Origin of the sequence: Haliscomenobacter sp. (assembly GCF_033763495.1) — a bacterium.
Taxonomy (GTDB): Bacteria; Bacteroidota; Bacteroidia; order Chitinophagales; family Saprospiraceae; genus Haliscomenobacter.
Map to the genome: position 1 here is coordinate 42,658 of NZ_JANRKL010000207.1, position 18,141 is coordinate 60,798.

Sequence of the window (18,141 nt, forward strand, 5' to 3'; positions counted from 1 at the left end):
GCAACCTTTTGGCACCTTTGTTTAACACCTGAATGCCTGGGACATGAAAATCTTATTCGCCCTCTTCCTCTGCATTGATGCCATTATTCTATTGATGTTGGGCCACGAAGCCTTTGTGGTGAAATCCAACAAAAGACGAATGTACCGCCAAAGGTTCATGGGCTTACTTGGGCTGATGGTGGCTGCCATCGTTTTGAGTTTTTATCGGTTTAATCTGGCCTTGTGGTTGGCGGGGGCACCGGCAATAGGGGTTTCACTTTTTGCATTGTTGTTCTTCATTGCCATGATTACGCACAAGGGACCCTGGCATTAGGCCCGATTTGCAACTGCTTAAAGATTGGTTGATGGATAACGTTGCTTGAGGTCGCCATAAATTTTGTCTCGGGGCAACAACTCCGTTCTATCCCCAAATTGAACACGAAATAGTAATGGGTCTGACCCGATTTTTTCAAGTACAATTCCCAAATTATCAGGATGAAATCTTAAAGGCTTTTCGCCGATGAGGTAAACCTGATCACCCACCTTTACGTCCAGCCAGCAACCTGGGCAAAGCATTTCTTTTTCCTGATGAGGCTCATCTGGCCAGACAGGAGTGTCTTTTATGTGTAAATGAAAACCTTGACCACAATTTGGGCATTTGGCAAATGGCATTTAAGTCAATTTTAGTCCTACTCATCAAAGATAGGTCAATCTTTTTTACGACCAGAATTTCAACGTCATTGATGGCAGTATTCATTGCGTTTACACATTTGAGGGTAGGAATTTGACAAGGGTCGTTACCCCTCCATCGTCCTGAATTTCAACCCGCCCATTGAGTTGAATGGCCAATAATTGGATCAAACGACTGCCGAAACCAGTTCCATTTTCATTCCCATGATCCTGAATGCCCAGCCCATTATCGGCAACCCGCAGGCAATACTCTTGGTCGTCCTCCAAAATTAAACTCACCTCAATCTTGCCCTCGCGACCCTCCAGGAAAGCGTACTTCAGGGAGTTGGTGATCAGCTCATTGGCAATCAAACCTAGCGGAATGGCCGTATCCACATCCAGTTCCAGCTCAGTCATTGGGAAGTGCAGTTTTACCCGCCCCTCCATATTCCCGTAGGTATCCAGCAGGGTTTGAGCCAGGGCTTCCAGGTAGTCTTTCATTTCTACGGTAGCTAGGTTTTTGTCCTGGTACAATTTTTGGTGGATGAGTGACATGGAGCGCACCCGGTTCTGGCTTTCCTGCACGGCCTTGAGGGCTGCGGGGTCGCTGATGGTAGCCGATTGGAGGTTGAGTAAGCTGGAGATGGTTTGCAGGTTGTTTTTGACCCGGTGGTGAATTTCTTTGAGTAGCAATTCAATTTCCTGGTTTTTTTTGGCGAGTTCCTGGGTACGCAGGTTCAGGATGCTGTTTTCCTCGATGGCCTGGTAGGAGGTTTTGAAATGCTCGACAAATTGTAGCGTTTTGGATAAGGTGTTTTCAAAATCCTCAAAATCGATGGGCTTGCCAATGAAGTCAAAAGCACCTCGGTTCATGGCCTGCCGGATGTTGGCCATGTCACTGTAGGCTGAAATCATGACCGTACGCAACAAGGGGTTGACACTGTTGATTTCGCGGAGCAGGCTAAGGCCATCCATTTCCGGCATGTTGATGTCGCTGAACACCATGTCCAGGTCGGGGTGTTCCCGGAGTTTGTTAAGGGCTTCGATGCCATTTTGGGCATAGACAAACTCGTATTGATTGTCCCGGATTTGGCGCCGGAACCTGTTGCGGATGAGCAGCTCAATGTCTGCTTCATCATCTACGATCAATATTTTGCGTTTGTTGCTCATGGGCTATTTGGGGGCATTGGGTGGGTTCAGGTGGGGAGCTAAAAATTTGTAAATCTCTATTCGGGACTCTTTGGCCAACTTGGTGTCAATGCGGTTAAAAATGTGCCCTCCCGGCGCATCCTGGTAAATTTTGTAGTCAAATTTTTTACCATGGGCTTTTAAGGCATTGATCAGGGCTTCCACTTCCAGGGAGTTGACGTCTTCATCGTTGGTATTGGTGTGAATCAGGAGGGGCGTTTTGAGCTTTTGGGCATTCCAGACCGGAGAGCGGCGGCGGTATTCGGCCACATTGTCGTTGGCATCCTTGCCGATGTGGTAAGGGGCCGCAAATTCATCGCGGTAGCGCTGTGTTTTGTAGCCCATGCGGGCAATCAGATCACTGACGGGTACTCCGGCATAAGCCACCTTGTATTCTTCGGGATGTTCAAAAATGTTCATCAACGTAATCATGCCCCCATGGCTCCAACCCATGATGCCGACACGAGCGGGATCGACTTGGGGCAGGTTTTCTACGGCCCATTGTTTGCCCGCCAGCACGTCGTCGTTTTCGTAATCGCCGTAGTCGATTTGGCGGTAAAAACCCGCGCCATACCCAGTGCTGCCTCGGTATTCTGGCGCGATCACGATGTACCCCTGATCAATCAATTCAGCAACGATGTGGGCATTGAAGGTATTGAAGTCGCCATGTACGCCCCCGTGGATCAGTACCATTAATGGCAACTTGGTGGTCGAGGGGAATTTTTTGGGAATAAAGGTGTAGGCCTGGATCACCAGTGGGTTTTTGGCCCCTTGGCCCGTAGGGTTGCTCACTACGTGAGGTGGTTTGCTGGTGTACCGCACTTTGTCGATGGTGGCGATGTCGCCCAATTTTTGGTGCCACATCAGGTCGTCTACCTGTTTGGATAAACCTTGTTCCAAAAATTGCAAGCGGTCTTCGAGGGCTTTGATCTGCGCGGAAAGGTCGGGGGTTTGGGCAACGCCGATTGAGCTGATCAAACTCAATACAAAAATGAAATTCAATGCACGCATGTGTTGGTGTTTTTTTGTCAAAATAAACATTTTACGGTAGAGTGGGAAGGCTTAGGATAAAATTGCTGCCTTCACCTTCAGTAGAGTCGACGTTGAGAGTCCCCCCATGCCCCTTGGTCACAATGTCATAGGCTAAACTCAGCCCCAAACCGGTGCCTTGCCCAGTAGGCTTGGTGGTGAAAAAGGGCTGGAAAATTTTGTCGCAGATGCTTTCAAACATTTATTCTGTTTTTTGATGATCGCCTTCTTCACTGCGCAAGGTATGGTTCACCAGCGCAATCAAATCAGCTTTATCTGGCAAATACAACTGATATTTACTCACAAATAACTGACTGCTCATGCCATAAGTAGCATATTCGATCAGTAGTTCATCTTTGTGTTTGGTCAGGATGATGCCAATGGGCGGGTTGTCACTTTCGGTGTTTTCTTCATTGGCGAAATAGCCGAGATAAAGGTTCATTTGGCCGATATCACCATGCTGCACTTCATTTATTTTGAGATCGAACAGTACAAAACAGCGGAGTATCCGGTGATAAAAAACCAGGTCAACCCGGTAATGCTTGTTGTTGATGGTCATGCGGTATTGCCTGCCTACATAGGTAAAACCTTTACCGAGTTCCAACAAAAACTGTTGTAGGTTGTTGCTCAAGAGGTTTTCAAGTTCCTGCTCTGAAGGGAGTTGTTCTTCAGGGATTTTGAGAAACTCAAACACATAGGGGTCTCGCAGAATATCAGTGGGTTTGGATATTTGCTGACCTTCGGCTGAAAGGTTTAAAATTTCTGCTTTATTTTTGCTCAGCGCGATTCTTTGGAAAAGTGCAGTATCTTTTTGTCTTTTCAGTTGTGGAACCGACCATTTTTCAGCGATGCTTTGATTTTCGTAAAATTTTCTTTCCAGGTCATCATCTATTTTTAACAACTCCACAAAATGTGACCAACTCAATTGGTGAGAAGGCTTCTGACTTATTGGGGAGCGAAGGTACAACAACCTCATGTACACGATGTTGCTTCGACTGAATCCTTTACCATGCAATAAAGTCAAATCTCTGGACAAGGTGCTGATTAATGCTTTACCATAAGTTGCCCGCACATTACCGCCTTGTTCAAACTCTACAATGTGTTGACCAATTTGCCAGTAAGTTTCGAGCAACTGAACGTTTACAGCATGGGTTGCTTTTACCTGCCCATATGTATAGGTTTCCGAGATTTTGCCCGGCAGGCTTTTATACGCCGGAGTAGCATCTGGATCACTTACTGGAAAATTATCGTCCATGACTGTTGATTTTGTTTACCCTGAAATTGGTTCTTGTTTATCGAGACAACAAAATAATAAATTCCGATCCTTCGCCTGTTTTTGAATTCAGGTCCAAAGTCCCGCCATGCCCTTTGGTCACAATATCATACGCCAGACTCAGCCCCAAACCTGTGCCTTGCCCGGTTGGCTTGGTGGTGAAGAAGGGTTGGAAGATTTTGTCGCGGATGGCTTCGGGTATGCCATTCCCATTGTCTTCAACCCGAATTTCAACGGCATTTTCCAGCTTTCGAGAGCCTATCGTTACAGTAGGTTGATAGCCTTCAATTCCTTGTTTTGCCCTTTCCGTTACAGCATAAAACGCATTGTTGATCAAATTCAGCAGCACCCGGCCAATATCCTGGGGGATGATAGAGACTTTGGGCAAGTCAGGATCGAAATGGGTTTCCATCGTCGCTTTAAAACTATTGTCCTTCGCTCGCAAGCCGTGATACGCCAGTCGCAGGTATTCATCCGCCAGTGCATTGAGGTCGGTTGGCTCTTTTACCCCCGTACTCGCCCGCGAATGCTCCAGCATGCCTTTGACGATGGCGGAGGCGCGCTGGCCGTGATGGTTGATTTTCTCCAGTTCAAAATCGAGTGCGTTGCTGTCTATGTCGATGTTCAATGCCAGTCCGTCCTTGTCGGTAGAGGGGTTCAGGTCGTAAGCAGGGCTGAGTTTCCAACCATTGGGAGACAACAAAAAACCGTGGTTACGCAAGTGGTCGTCGGCATTGGAAACGGCAATGTGAAAGACGATCCGCCGCCACAACTGCTGCAAATCGGCTTTGATATTTACACCAGAAAACCGGATGAACTCTGCCAGGTCGAGGTAACTCGGGGTATAGGTTTTTAGGGATTCTTCGTTGTTTCCGGTCATGGTCATCGCCGAGGCAAAGTGGATGCGTTCACCTTGCGCCCGGTCAAAACGTTTGGTTAAAAAAGTATGGTGTTTGCCGCTTACTTTCATGATTTGAGATTCGGCCATCACAATCCCGGCAGCCAGGGCCAACTTATAGAGCAGGAATTCCCAGGCACCTTTGTCCACTTCATCGTGTTGCGAAGGAAATTTTGCGATCCAGGGATGGCCTTGTTCATCCCGCACATTGGCCTTGGGGCGGGCACCGCCCAGAGATGAACCCGGAGCAACCAGAATGGCCAACCATTTTTTGATCTCCTTGTTTTCTGCATCCGACTCAATGATCTGGGCAGCCTGTTGTAACTCCCGGATCGATGAAATGGGGGGGGATTGGGTAGTGTGTCGCATCGCTCAAAAAAGGGCCATCAGGATCAGTTTTAAAGCGCAAGGCACCCATCCGGCTCTCATCTTGTACGCCGAGTAAAAAATCAATGTCGTAGAGGGTTGGAGTGGGTTTACCAGCCTCTTTTGCCAATTGTGCAGCCCTCCGTTTCATGAGGGTGCGCCCCCAGCGGTCGGGCATGGAATCAAGAAAAACGCCGAAGTTTTCTTTCCCATTGGGGAATTGTGGTCCGGAAAACCATCCGATGTCAGGGTCGAGCAGCAATTGTTCTTTTGATTGTACCCAATCCCGGGCGTATTCAAAGCCAAAAGCTTTTTTGCCTTTCGCCTGATGTGCCGAAAGTATACCCACCATTTTGGGCGTTTTCATCCCCAACCAATGGGCATACACCCAAATATCCGTTTTGTTTGCACTCATTTCTCTTTGCTAAGTAGTGGGGCAAAATGAACACTTATTTTTTTATTGCCCCTAATAGCTCCAAATCCTGAAGTTTTCGACCTAATTCATCGTCCGCAGCCAGCTTTAAAAAGTCATCCTGTAGACCCAGTACCCGCATCACATTGAAATAAGCACCCATGGACACTCCTGGGTTCCCTTTTTCTATTTGATAAAGTGTAGCACGGTTGATGTCGGCTCGTTCGGCTACCTGAATGGTGGTCAGTTTCCGTCTTTTCCGAGCCAACTTGATGTTCGCCCCAACTTGTTCGAAGATTTTTAAATGCTTTGGAAAAAGTACTTGTTTTTTACTTTTCATAAAATGTTGTTTATTATTAGCAAATTTAATCTTTTTGCATAAAATACGCAACATATTTTTTCTCAATTTTGACCCTTAACGATTATTTACAGGCAAGGAAAGGATGAGTTTTGAGCCTACCTGGTTTTGACTTTCGACGGCTAAAATACCCCCATGTCCCTTCGTCACAATATCATACGCCAAACTCAGCCCCAGGCCCGTTCCTTGTCCAGTCGGTTTGGTGGTGAAAAAGGGTTGGAAGATTTTGTCGCGGATGGATTCGGGAATACCATTGCCATTGTCTTCCACTCGGATTTCAATGGCATTTTCCAGTTTTTGGGACCTTATGGTTACAGTAGGTTGATAACCTTCTATTCCTTCCTTTGCCTTTTCTGTCACCGCGTAAAAAGCATTGTTGATCAAATTCAGCAGCACCCGCCCAATGTCTTGTGGAATGACCGAGACTTTGGGCAAATCTGGATCAAAATGGGCCTCCATCACCGCATTGAAGCTACTGTCTTTTGCCCGCAGGCCATGATACGCCAGGCGCAAATATTCATCGGCTAGTGCATTGAGGTCGGTGGGTGCTTTCACACCTGAGCTGGTTCGCGAATGTTCGAGCATCCCTTTGACGATGGCGGAGGCGCGTTGGCCGTGGTGGTTGATTTTGCTGAGGTTTTGCTCCAAGTCATCGGCGATAGCAATAACTTCGGAAGTATTGCCAGCCTTTATTTCTTCTTTCATCTCGTCCAGCATTTCTACGCTCACTTCGGCGAAGTTGTTGACGAAGTTCAGCGGGTTTTGTATTTCATGGGCGATGCCCGCGGTGAGTTCACCGAGGGAGGCGAGTTTTTCGGATTGGATGAGTTGGGCTTGGGTGGATTTGAGGGTTTCGAGGGATTGGTTGAGCTCGGCCGTGCGAGTGGTAACCTGGCGTTCGAGCGTTTCGTTTTGGGCGATTAAAATCTCTTTTTTTTCCTGTTCTTGTTCTAAGTTTCTTTTTGAAAGTTCGTGTACTTCTTTCAATTTAAGTTTGAGTACCTGGTTGGTATAAGCAAAATCAAATCCTAAAAAGATGGCAGTAGCGAGGGGAAGACTGGCGTAATACAGGATATACAGTATGGCGGAAACAGCTGGAAAATTTGTCAATAAATTTGCTGTCCATACAAATAGAAAATAGGTGCTGAAATGAATCAAACTGGCTACTGTAATTGGCCAAGCCCCCTTTTTTTTGTCGTGTACAGCTTGAAAAGTAATGTGTATAATCTTTAATTTTACAAGAACTCCGAAAAATGACGTACCAAAATGCCACCCCCAATTATACCCTAGATTGAGAAATTCTGCTGGAAGTACTAAAAAAAATAAAAACCAAAAACTCCAGTCTTTTTGGCTCTTGAACAATTCATAGATCGCAGCGATCAAGCTAAGATTGGAAGCCATATTTGTGATAAAGGCTAAATTGAGTGAATAAAAGCGTAGACTTAGTTGTTTTTGATCAATGTAGACCTGAGCAATAAAAAAGCACAATTGAAACAAAAAAAACAAACTTAAATATAGACTGGTTTTTTGATCCTTGTAAAAGAAAAATATGATAAAATAAATTATGCTCAATAGTGAAAGCACGCCAACTGCGATCCCAAAATACCTGGCAGCGATATTGGTATCTTTGGTATAGTCTTCAAAAGCTAGATCGAATTTTTTAATACTTGCTGAAAAGCATGGATTTTTGGTATTGAAAATAGAAGTATACTTTATACTAGATTGAAGTGCAAACCTTACAGCCAAAACTTGGTGTTCATTTTTATTAATCGGGAACAATATGGGTTTTAAATTAGGATCAAAAGCTTTTACTTTTTGTGGATCATCATCCAAAATGCCAAATGTTTGAATCTTTGTATCGTTTAGATAAATTTCAGTCGCACCAGATTGTTTAACCAACAATGCAAGTATGTCCTTTTGCACTTTACTGTCTACCGAGAAGCGAAGTCGCATCCAGCATATACCAGATTTAGGTATCTGGACTAAAGAATTCTGAATGTCTAAACCTGGATTTATTGATGGCCAATTTGCATCATCAAACTCAACCTTCGCCCATTCCGGATTATCCCCTGCATGCCATTTCCAGCCCTGGTTCAGCAAAATCCCTTCTTTAGGCAGGCTGTCGATGCGAAAAACTTCCCTTTTTTGAGCAAAGGCAAGCGAGGGAAATAAAAACAAACAAAGCAGTGAAATTCGCATGGCATAGGGTTTTAGGGGGTGGATTATCGGAGTAAATGCCATTTGCAAAATACACAAATAATGCCGTTGATGGTACAAAGATGCCCCGTAGTAAGGAGGGATACAAGGCGGGTCTTCCGAATGACAGGAATCTGTTTCCGGATGGCAGGAAATGGCCTCCGAATGGAATGGAACAAACAGTAATTATTGATCCGGCACAAGGCAGTCACGCACCCACACTTACACACTCACACTTTCACACCCTATTTTCCCCATTCTCGCCATTGGTATACTTCGCCGCCCAGGAAAACCACATAAAAGCCAAGCACATCGGGGCGCGAAAAACGTTCGCTGCGCATGTATTCCCCTAGTTGACTTTCGGCTTGCTCGATCACCTTTTCCAGGGTGTTTTTAGCTGATTTTTTGACGTATTTCAGTTCCAGAACAATGTCGTATTTAATGGGACGGTTGGGCATTCTTTCCAGGAAGATGTCGGGATAGCCTTTTTTGCTTTCGTATTCACTATGGATGTAATAGGATTCATAAGGGAACAGGAGGCCAATCATCAAGGTTTGTAAATGTTTTTCGCCGTAGGACAATTCATCCCGGTTGGAGTGGTTTTCGGCTAAAACGTATTCTACAATTTTGAAGAAAGGTTCAGGATTGCCTTGACTGATGAGAGCTGAAATGGTTTGGGCAATCGGTCTTTTGGTTTTGGCGAAGCGGGTTTTGGCTAAAAAAATGGCCGTGAAATACTCAAAGTAGAGTTTTTTGATGACATAATTGGGCACTTCGAAGCGCCAGCCGATGTCGGACACCTCTCTAAAACTGAGCATGCCCATATAAAAAAGCAAGCTTAAAAAATCGTCTTCCGTAAATTCTGCTTCCAGATTATACAAATGGGTTAGGGGGAAATCAATGTATCCTTTTTCCACTAGCGTTTCCAATATCTCATATTTAGCTTCCTCCTCGCCGCCTATTTTAAAAATATTTTTGATTTTTCGATAATCTGAGATCACGTTGGTATCCAGCATGACCGCAGGATATTTGTTCATAATGCCGTATTCTCTCAAAAAATAAAGCACCATATCGGGGTTAAACAACAAGGTATGGGCATCTTCTGTAAACAAATAGCCGTCATACCAAGCTGCTAAATCCGCCATCATTTCGGGTATTTTCTCGCTTGGAATCGACGATTTGTGTAAAATGGCTTCCACTTCAGGATGCGTAAAGCCCATCATGTTGTGAAAAATGGGATTCAGACTAATATTGCTACTGATGTTAAACCCACTGGTCAAAGAATCTAAGGTGATTGGAGAAACGCCAGTGATAAAAATCCGGTCAATAATTCCTTCCCCCGTTGCTGATTTCAGGCTTTCATAAAACTTTCGAACAAAACCATTTCGACTCACATCACGCTTGAAACGGGATAGATCAAATGACAATAGTTCATTGGCAAAATGGTCGTATTCGTCAATCAACAAATAAACTTTATGCTTTACATTATTGGTTTTTAGTGTTTTAAAAATAGACTTAAGGATGGCTTCAGGGCTTTGTTCAGCTAAAATGAGTTGCTTATCGGATTCACTAAAGAAGGAAGCATACGCTGCCAAAAACACCTGTGTGCCATAAAGTACATTCGTCAAAAAACCTTGATAAGTGCTTTTATGCGATTCTGTATTGATTCCACTAAACTCAAAGCGCAAGACCAGATAACTATTTGCGGCTTCGGTTGGATGTTGTCCAATGTACAAATTGCCAAAAAGGTTTTGAAATTCGTCTTTATGCTCCAATCCATAATAGTGATGTAAGGTACTAATAAACAAACTTTTACCAAATCGGCGTGGGCGTAAAAAAACGGGATATTTAGAATTCCATTTTTCGAGCTGCTCCATAAATTGAGTTCGATCCTGATAGAAATATTCACCTGCTATCAAGGTTTTAAAATCACTTTCTCCGTATGGAATCTTGATCATCGATTGAGTATTTATTTCGTAAAAGTACAAAATGTTGGCAGAGCTTGCAAATTTACACTAAACGAATAATGAAGGTAGTGCCTTCTCCAACCTTACTTTCTACATCCAAACTCCCGCCGTGGGCTTTAATGATGTCATATGCCAAACTCAAGCCCAGCCCCGTTCCCTGCCCAGTCGGCTTGGTGGTGAAAAAGGGCTGGAAGATTTTGTCGCGGATGGATTCGGGGATGCCGGGGCCATTGTCCTGGACGCTGATGATGATTTGATCGGCTGTTTTTTGTGTGGAAATGGTGACCGTGGGTTGGTATTGGGGTTCCTGTAGAGACGTTGCATGCAACGTCTCTACGTCGCGTTGGTGTATGGCCCAGAAGGCATTGTTGATCAAATTCAACAGCACCCTCCCAATGTCCTGCGGAATGACTGAAACCAGGGGCAAATCTGGATCAAAATGGGTCTCCATCGTCGCATTAAAGTTATTGTCCTTCGCGCGCAAACCATGATAGGCCAGGCGCAGGTATTCATCAGCCAGTGCATTGAGGTCGGTAGGCTCTTTTACCCCTGTACTCGCCCGCGAATGTTCGAGCATCCCTTTGACGATGGAAGAGGCGCGTTGGCCGTGGTGGTTGATTTTTTCCAGGTTTGTTTTTAGATCAGTAGCAATGGCAATGGCCTCGGTAGTATCGCCTTTTTCCAGCTCTTCGTGCATCTCATCCAGCATCTCAGCGCTGACTTCGGCGAAGTTGTTGACGAAATTCAAAGGGTTCTGAATTTCGTGGGCGATACCTGCGGTGAGTTCGCCGAGGGAGGCGAGTTTTTCGGATTGGATGAGTTGGGCTTGGGTGGCCTTTAAGGTAGTAAGGGTATGTTCTACCTGGAGTTTGGCTGTTTCAAGTTGAGTAAAGTCCTGGTACCGAGCATAGGCACCAGAAAAAGCATTGGCCAACTGTTGGACAACCTGGATTTGCTCCTGATTCAGGGGTGTACTGTTTCCAACATATATCATCCCCTGCAAGAAGGGTACAAAATGCAAGTACAATTGTTGGGGAGGAGCAATTGAGAGAAAATTTTCTGTGGATTGGAGCAAACCTTGCGTGACGAGGTTTTGAGCCCAGGTGCGGAACTGCTCCTCACTCCAATGATCCAGAAAAATGTGCTGACTGCGCCAATGTTTGACCAACCCAGGGGTAATGCCCTCGCTTTCAAAGGCTAGATGAAAAGAAGCCAAAGCTTCACCCTCGGGTGTGGAGAGATAAGTATACACTTTTTGGCTGTCCTCCTCTACGATAAATACGCCACAACGGATGAAGGGCAGTTTCAATGTGATTAGTTCTTTCCAGATTAAGGGGGTGATGCGTTGCAAGTCTGCGGGTGTGCGCATGGAGGCGATTTCGGCGCGTACCCTTTCCAGGGAAGCTTCGAGGATGGCTTCCTGGGCTTGTTTTTCCGATTTTTGGAGGTCGAGGAAACGGGTGTAAGCCTGATCAAAAACTTTAGCAATACGTTTTAAAGTGTCTAATTTTTCAGGGCTGTAATTTTGCCCAAACCAATTATCGGCAAACAACGCGGAGTGTTTTTCAAGGATTAGATTGCAAACCTGATTGGGTGCTTCTCTAATAAAATCTCTTGCTACTTGTGGTATTGCATCCAAATCATTATGGGCAAACACATAGTCAAACCATTCGTTTTTCTGTTCGTAAGTATAGTGTTTGTTAATAATGTTTTCACCTTTATTTTTGGCCTCCCAGCAATCCACCATGTAATTATTGCCGCTCATTATTTTTGCATCGTAAGGTTGCTTAATTTTACTAATGTGTTGGATATCGTTGCTCACCCAAAAGTCGCTGTCTTTGGTTTCATCATCAAAAAATTGGATTGCAATAGAGCCCATGGCGACGTCTAATTCTTTCGTTTTTTGCAGCATAACCTCCATCACTTCTTTAAGCTCCTCACTTCGAAACATGGCTAGGGAACGGCTTCGGATTTTTTCCAAAGCTGCTTCAATCAGTGCTTCCCTTGCCTGTGCTTCAGCTTTTTGAAGGTCGAGGAAACGAGTGTAAGTTTGCTCAAAAACCTTGGCGAAGCGTTGTAGAATATTTGCTTGTTCATTACTCAGCGGGGATGGCGACCAGGATAAAGCACCAAATTGCATGTAGGCCATTGACCATTTAACGGCTTCATACTGCATCATAAATTTCTTGGTTTGTTCGGGTACACGGGCAAAATCAGTTTCATTGAAAATGAATTTGTCAAACGTCTTCTTTTCGTCTCCTGAAACTTCTATTACTGCATAAGGAATCCCTTTTCTCCAATGCTCCAATTGCTCCATATGACCTGGATGGTCAAAGTATTTGACATGATATTTTTCCAGAAATTGATATTCAACTCCAAATCCTTCTAACCACCATTCCGTATCGCCTGTATCAGCATCCATTAAAGTGATAGAAGCTGCCCCAAAATTGAAACCTAAGTTTTTTAACTGCTCATAGAGTACCAAGGTTACTTTTTGTAATTCTTCACTCTTTTGCATAGCCATGGTTCTGCTTCTCACTCGCTCCAAAGCTGCTTCGATTTGCGCTTCCTTTGCCTGTGCTTCGGCTTTTTGAAGGTCGAGAAAGCGGGTATAAACCTGCTCAAAAACCTTAGCGAAACGTCGAAAAATCTGTGCTTTTTCTTCTGGAAGTGGGATTGAAAGTGGAGTAGCTGCTCCCCAAAGCAAAACACCATATTTCATGTATGCCAAAGAGAAGGTGACGGACTCGGTAGCGATCATTCGCGCTTTAACGTCCTCTGGCATCGTTCGATAGTCAGAATGGGTAAACATAAAATCGTCAAAATCCTTTTTCTCTGATCCTGTCAACTCATACACCAAATAGGGGGTTCCATTTCGCCATGCTTCGATCATCCTTTTTTGATACGGATGGTCAAAATAGGGGATGCTGTAACTTTTTGGGTAGTTATCTTGACCAAACCCAGCTACCCAGGTTTCCGTCACACCAGTTTCCCCATTAATAAAATTTATCCCAATGATTCCATAAGTGAAATCCAATTTTTGTAACTCGTCGTAAAGGGTAGCTGCTACGTTTAGTACTTCATTGCTCACTTGCATAGATAGGGTCCTAGCGCGTACCCGCTCCAAAGCCGCTTCAATTTCCAGTTCCCGGTTTTTACTGCTTAGTTCAAGTGTGCGCTCGGCAACCTGGCGTTCGAGTGTTTGGTTTTGTTCGGCCAGAATTTTTTGCTTTTCTGTTGAAAGCATTTCGTTGTGTGAAATTTCCTTTTTCAGACGAATTGCCATTGTGGAGAAATTTTTTGCTAAAAAAATGGAAATCGAAACAGGCAAAGCCAATGCATGAATGATATAATAGATCATTCGCTGAGAATCGAGCGAAAGCAAAAAATTGTTATTGTGGAAAGTGCCACTTGCAACAAATAAGGCAAAAAATATAAGCGTTATAAAAGCTCCAAGTCCAATTACTGTAGCATCCATTTTATGGACTTTTCTATGCAAAATGGCGATTCTCATTAAATTAAAAATAATGAGTACTTCGAAGGCAGCGGCAATTCGCCAGCCGTTTGGGTACATCAGAAAAATACAGGCTATCACAGGAAAATACAGTGCAATAAAAATTTTATCTATCCAATCTAATTTTCGTTTTAAATAGTAAATAGCGGAAACCATCGTTAAAATAAAGGACAGAACAAATACCGCAAAAGCTATATTGCCGATCCAATATTTTTGCTCTACCGCTCCCAAGTAAAACCAATAAGTGTTTTGCAATACCGCTCCTGCAAGATAAACGATCCTGGATAAAGCAAAATAAAGGTTGGCAATGGCCTCTTTGTAAAGCAAATAAAAAGCGATATGAATGATAAAAATAATTAAGCAAATACCCGACAAAAGGTATTCAAATCGATTGTAATTCACCAAAGTAGATGTATAAAGTTGTTGCCCTTTATTTGCGTCATACAAATAAATGGATACCAATGGATTCGCGGTCTCAAATACGGTTGTATAGTGAATATCAGGCTGAACAGCAAAGTGTACCTCTAACAAATTTAGGGTATCGCCTCTCAGCGGAAAAACGATAGGTTGCCAATAAGGGTCTTTGGCGATCACTTCATTTGGATCTTGACTTAGCTTACCAAACTCAGCTATTTTCTGTCCATTTAAGTAATACTGCCCGGCCACGGAATGCTGAATTTGGATGATTAACGGAATATTTTTTAGCTTTTGGCTTAATGAAAGGTATAGCCGGATAACCCCTACTTTTTCTTTTACCATTAAAGGGATGGAATCCTGGATGTCTTTGGTTGGATCAACAGATATCCAACTTCCATCAGAAGCTTGCCACTGCCAACCCTTTTGAAGCAAAAGACCTTCTGGAGACAGGCTGTCGATGTAGACTACCTGCCCAGGTTGTGCAAAAGCAGCATGAGCAAACAAAATCATTAGCGGGATCAAGAACTTCATGATTGGGTTATTTTTAGGGACAAATAAATGATAAAGGTACTTCCTTCGCCCTCTACACTTTCTACCATTAAACTCCCACCATGTCCTTTCGTCACAATATCATAGGCCAAACTCAGCCCCAAGCCTGTGCCCTGCCCAGTCGGCTTGGTGGTGAAAAAGGGTTGGAAGATTTTCTCGCGGATGGATTCGGGTATGCCGTTGCCATTGTCCTGTACGCGGATTTCAATGGCATTATCCAGTCGTTTTGTGGAAATGGTGACGGTTGGTTGGTATGGGGGATGTTGTAGAGACGTTGCATGCAACGTCTCTACCGTACGCTGCTGCACGGCGTAAAACGCGTTGTTGATCAAATTCAGCAGCACCCGCCCAATGTCCTGCGGAATAACCGAAACCAGGGGCAAATAGGGATCAAAATGCGTTTCAATTTTGCAATTGAACCCATTGTCTTTGGCCCGCCAGCCGTGGTAGGCAAGGCGCAAGTATTCATCCGCCAGTGCATTGATATCCGTAGAGACGTTGCATGCAACGTCTCTACTCTGGCGTGAATGTTCCAGCATCCCTTTGACGATGGCGGAGGCGCGTTGGCCGTGGTGGTTGATTTTTTCCAGATTTGTTTTTAAATCCGTTGCAATGGCAATGGCCTCGGTAGTATCTCCTTTTTCCAGCTCTTCGTGCATCTCGTCCAGCATTTCAGCGCTGACTTCGGCAAAGTTGTTGACGAAATTTAAAGGGTTCTGAATCTCGTGGGCGATGCCAGCGGTGAGTTCACCGAGGGAGGCGAGTTTTTCGGATTGGATGAGTTGGGCTTGGGTCTGTTTTAGGGCAATCAAAGCATCTTCGGCTCTCTTATTTTCGGTTTGGATTTGGATCAAATTGAGCCTTGCTAATTCTGCCTGAGCTTCCGCTTTTTGAAGGTCGAGGAAGCGGGTGTAGGTTTGCTCGAAAACTTTGGCAAAGCGCTGAGCGATATTACTGATATTGGGTAAAGGCTCGATTGCAACGAATAATAGATAGCCTTGTTTAAAAATAGCCGCATACTTCCATTGAACTGGGGGAGGAATAAAACCTGCTTCTTTTGCTTTTTGAAATACTAACCGTGCAGACGAAGTCGCCATCATTAGATTATAATGCTTTTCTAATGCTTCGCCTTCAAATTTTTGTGCATACAGAAATTCTCCCCTCAAGGAAGCTTCATAAATACCTCGATGACCCTCGTCCTCTAGGTAAGGAAGTAGCAAAGGGGGTAAAGCTCCTCCTTCAGCCCCAAAATTCATCCAGTTTTCAACTAAATTTGAACCATCTTTTCTCCAAATACAAAACCCAGATGTCCAATAATTTAGCCCCAATTTTTTCATTTGTTCAAATAATAATAATGAGGCATCGGCAAGTTCATTGGAATGTTGCATGGCCATAGTCCGACTTCTTACTCTTTCTAAAGCTGCCTCTATCTCCAATTCTCGGTTTTTTGAGGACAATTCAGCAGTGCGTTCGGCAACCTGGTTTTCCAGTGTTTCATTTTGGGATGATAGAATTTGCTGTTTCTCCTCAGATAAACGATTGATGTCTTGCAAATTTTTGATCATCACTCTATTCGTGTTTCCAAAATCTAATCCCAGTAAAGTTGAAACCGTGACGGGAAGAGATAGGGTGGCAACGTGAAAAATGATATGTCCAATCGCTTCATTATGAAATTTACCTGCGAAATACAATACAAAAACAAGCCAGGAGACCAGGTAAACGAACATGCCAATCATGACGTACAAACCACCTCTGTTGGCCTGCTTGTAAGCATCATATCCCATATAAATTACCAAAAGAACATAGCTCAATGTTGCCAAGAGACTGAACAGAGATTCACCTCCGTGTTCAGATAAGAAATACTGGACTGTAGCCAATACAGATAGCGTGATGAAGATCCAAAGGAAGAATTTGCGGGATTGCTTGAGCAATAAGTAAACCGTATAAAACACCAAGAAATTGCCAATGGGACCGATTAAAAGGTTTAGCAAAGTAAACTGATTTTTGAGGTACAACTCGCCATGGGTTTTTTCAGCTAAAAGGCAATACCCGCTCAATGCTCCAAGTAATCCCCAAAGACTGTACCAGAGGTTGGCTCTGGTAGGTGGATAGAATAAAAACAGGATGAAGTGTGTCAAAAAGAAAATGACCCCAATGGCGATGTTGAAACCCTCCCAAAAATATTTTGGGTAATCAAGATTGGTTGATAATGAATCTATGGAATATAGTTTGCTAGAAAATAAAGGGTAATTTGCATCAAAAGCGGCCTTATACCGAATACCTTGCTGAAAATAGTACCGAATAGCCAGAGTGTTCGAGGTAGAAGAATCCAAATTGAGCAGCAGATATTCGCCAATTGGGGTAAAGGCAAGCGTATTCTTGCCCGTTGGATCAATTTTTCCGTAAGATTTTATTCGTTTTCCATTTAAAAAAATCTCCGTAGCACCAGATTGTTTAATGGATAATGCTGCCGTTTTAAGCGAAGTTTCAAGTTTTATTCGAAGCCATAAAGGTTGTTTGGTCTGTAGTTTTTTTAGATTAGGTACAAACGAGGTTGGATCAATTTTTTTCCACTGTCTATCATCAAAACTGGGCTTTCTCCAATCTGGATTATCCCCAGCATGCCATTTCCAACCTTTATTGAGCAAAATACCCTGCGGTGGCAAGGAATCAATGATCATTACCGAGGGCTTTTGGGCCTTAGTGTTCAGCGAAAAAAACAGAATAAGAAGTGCAAGAATGTATTTCATAACTAGCAATAAGGAGTAAGGCGAATATTTCCCAGAACTGTTTCAAGATAGTGAAATTGGGGCAGAACTTTATGGTGATTGGCAATACCAAAATCTGCCCTCTCAAACACTAATTATGCCAGAAGTTTTTCAATCCTCCCTCAATCCCTTTATCACCACATGCCCCGTCCCATTGGGATCACAGGGATATAAAAATTCCTTCTGCCACTTTTTGGGGTTGTTGATGGTCGCATAAAAATCGTCCAGGAACAACAAAGTGGACTTCAGGTATTTGGGATTCAGGAGGCTGCAATCCGTAAAAGTCTGGTAAATTTTGTCTTTTAATGCATTGAAATGGGCAATGACGGGCTCAAACTGCTGAACCTCTTCCAGGCAATAGCCCCGGTAGCGCCGATCGCGCACGGAACTCAATGCTAATTCCTCCGCTGGTTTGGCGTAAGGTGCATCCACGATCCCCGCGTGGTCAAAATCATAGGGTACCGGAATGGGGACGGTTTTGCCATCGGGGGTCAATAACTTGATGTTTTGCAGGTGCTCTACCGACCAATCCGTGTTGGCAATCAGGTATTCAAACAC

The 18,141-nt window shown here is 44.0% G+C and carries 13 protein-coding genes and 1 pseudogene; 1 reads left to right on the forward strand and 13 read right to left on the reverse strand.

The genetic code is table 11. The annotated features are described in order from the left end of the window. Nucleotides 1-43: 43 nt before the first annotated feature. Nucleotides 44-313: a hypothetical protein gene (locus SFV55_RS24300; protein ID WP_320032167.1), complete on the forward strand. Its 270-nt coding sequence runs from the start codon at nt 44-46 to the stop codon at nt 311-313. A gap of 17 nt (nt 314-330) precedes the next feature. Here the strand turns inward: SFV55_RS24300 and SFV55_RS24305 are convergent, their stop codons facing one another. From SFV55_RS24305 to SFV55_RS24365, 13 genes and pseudogenes are all read right to left on the reverse strand, one after another. Continuing rightward, nucleotides 331-651 (reverse strand): hypothetical protein, encoded by a 321-nt coding sequence (locus tag SFV55_RS24305; protein ID WP_320032168.1) that lies wholly within the window; start codon nt 649-651, stop codon nt 331-333. A gap of 90 nt (nt 652-741) precedes the next feature. After that, entirely contained in the window at nt 742-1,818 is a 1,077-nt protein-coding gene (locus SFV55_RS24310; RefSeq protein WP_320032169.1) for a sensor histidine kinase, read from the reverse strand. A gap of 3 nt (nt 1,819-1,821) precedes the next feature. Further along, nucleotides 1,822-2,847 (reverse strand): alpha/beta hydrolase family protein, encoded by a 1,026-nt coding sequence (locus SFV55_RS24315; protein WP_320032170.1) that lies wholly within the window; start codon nt 2,845-2,847, stop codon nt 1,822-1,824. A gap of 31 nt (nt 2,848-2,878) precedes the next feature. Beyond that, nucleotides 2,879-3,067 carry an ATP-binding protein gene (locus tag SFV55_RS24320; protein ID WP_320032171.1) on the reverse strand — a complete coding sequence of 63 codons (189 nt, stop codon included), beginning with the start codon at nt 3,065-3,067 and terminating at the stop codon, nt 2,879-2,881. After that, entirely contained in the window at nt 3,068-4,120 is a 1,053-nt protein-coding gene (locus SFV55_RS24325; protein ID WP_320032172.1) for a PDDEXK nuclease domain-containing protein, read from the reverse strand. A 37-nt stretch (nt 4,121-4,157) separates the two neighbouring features. Then, nucleotides 4,158-5,405 carry a HipA domain-containing protein gene (locus SFV55_RS24330; RefSeq protein WP_320032173.1) on the reverse strand — a complete coding sequence of 416 codons (1,248 nt, stop codon included), beginning with the start codon at nt 5,403-5,405 and terminating at the stop codon, nt 4,158-4,160. After that, entirely contained in the window at nt 5,335-5,817 is a 483-nt protein-coding gene (locus tag SFV55_RS24335; protein ID WP_320032174.1) for a hypothetical protein, read from the reverse strand. The genes SFV55_RS24330 and SFV55_RS24335 overlap by 71 nt, the downstream gene beginning before the upstream one ends. A gap of 34 nt (nt 5,818-5,851) precedes the next feature. Next, nucleotides 5,852-6,154, reverse strand: a complete 303-nt coding sequence (locus tag SFV55_RS24340) for a helix-turn-helix transcriptional regulator (RefSeq protein ID WP_320032175.1) — start codon at nt 6,152-6,154, stop codon at nt 5,852-5,854. A 75-nt stretch (nt 6,155-6,229) separates the two neighbouring features. Continuing rightward, nucleotides 6,230-7,282: a sensor histidine kinase gene (locus tag SFV55_RS24345; protein WP_320032176.1), complete on the reverse strand. Its 1,053-nt coding sequence runs from the start codon at nt 7,280-7,282 to the stop codon at nt 6,230-6,232. Nucleotides 7,283-8,613: 1,331 nt separating this feature from the next. After that, nucleotides 8,614-10,326 carry an AAA family ATPase gene (locus SFV55_RS24350; protein ID WP_320032177.1) on the reverse strand — a complete coding sequence of 571 codons (1,713 nt, stop codon included), beginning with the start codon at nt 10,324-10,326 and terminating at the stop codon, nt 8,614-8,616. A 52-nt stretch (nt 10,327-10,378) separates the two neighbouring features. Beyond that, the gene (locus SFV55_RS24355) at nt 10,379-14,797 is read right to left on the reverse strand and encodes an ATP-binding protein (RefSeq protein WP_320032178.1); all 4,419 of its coding nucleotides are present in this window, start codon (nt 14,795-14,797) and stop codon (nt 10,379-10,381) included. Beyond that, nucleotides 14,794-17,463, reverse strand: coding sequence for an ATP-binding protein (locus SFV55_RS24360; protein ID WP_320032179.1), 2,670 nt, complete (start codon nt 17,461-17,463; stop codon nt 14,794-14,796). Before SFV55_RS24360 ends, SFV55_RS24355 begins: the two co-directional genes overlap by 4 nt. A 231-nt stretch (nt 17,464-17,694) precedes the next feature. Further along, nucleotides 17,695-18,141, reverse strand: a pseudogene (locus SFV55_RS24365) (hypothetical protein); the annotation flags it as partial.

Bases quoted from the DNA above. Each gene is read 5' to 3' on its own strand.
- SFV55_RS24300 (WP_320032167.1), top strand. From the start codon at position 44: ATGAAAATCTTATTCGCCCTCTTCCTCTGCATTGATGCCATTATTCTA.
- SFV55_RS24305 (WP_320032168.1), bottom strand. From the start codon at position 651: ATGCCATTTGCCAAATGCCCAAATTGTGGTCAAGGTTTTCATTTACAC.
- SFV55_RS24310 (WP_320032169.1), bottom strand. From the start codon at position 1,818: ATGAGCAACAAACGCAAAATATTGATCGTAGATGATGAAGCAGACATT.
- SFV55_RS24315 (WP_320032170.1), bottom strand. From the start codon at position 2,847: ATGCGTGCATTGAATTTCATTTTTGTATTGAGTTTGATCAGCTCAATC.
- SFV55_RS24320 (WP_320032171.1), bottom strand. From the start codon at position 3,067: ATGTTTGAAAGCATCTGCGACAAAATTTTCCAGCCCTTTTTCACCACC.
- SFV55_RS24325 (WP_320032172.1), bottom strand. From the start codon at position 4,120: ATGGACGATAATTTTCCAGTAAGTGATCCAGATGCTACTCCGGCGTAT.
- SFV55_RS24330 (WP_320032173.1), bottom strand. From the start codon at position 5,405: ATGCGACACACTACCCAATCCCCCCCCATTTCATCGATCCGGGAGTTA.
- SFV55_RS24335 (WP_320032174.1), bottom strand. From the start codon at position 5,817: ATGAGTGCAAACAAAACGGATATTTGGGTGTATGCCCATTGGTTGGGG.
- SFV55_RS24340 (WP_320032175.1), bottom strand. From the start codon at position 6,154: ATGAAAAGTAAAAAACAAGTACTTTTTCCAAAGCATTTAAAAATCTTC.
- SFV55_RS24350 (WP_320032177.1), bottom strand. From the start codon at position 10,326: ATGATCAAGATTCCATACGGAGAAAGTGATTTTAAAACCTTGATAGCA.
- SFV55_RS24355 (WP_320032178.1), bottom strand. From the start codon at position 14,797: ATGAAGTTCTTGATCCCGCTAATGATTTTGTTTGCTCATGCTGCTTTT.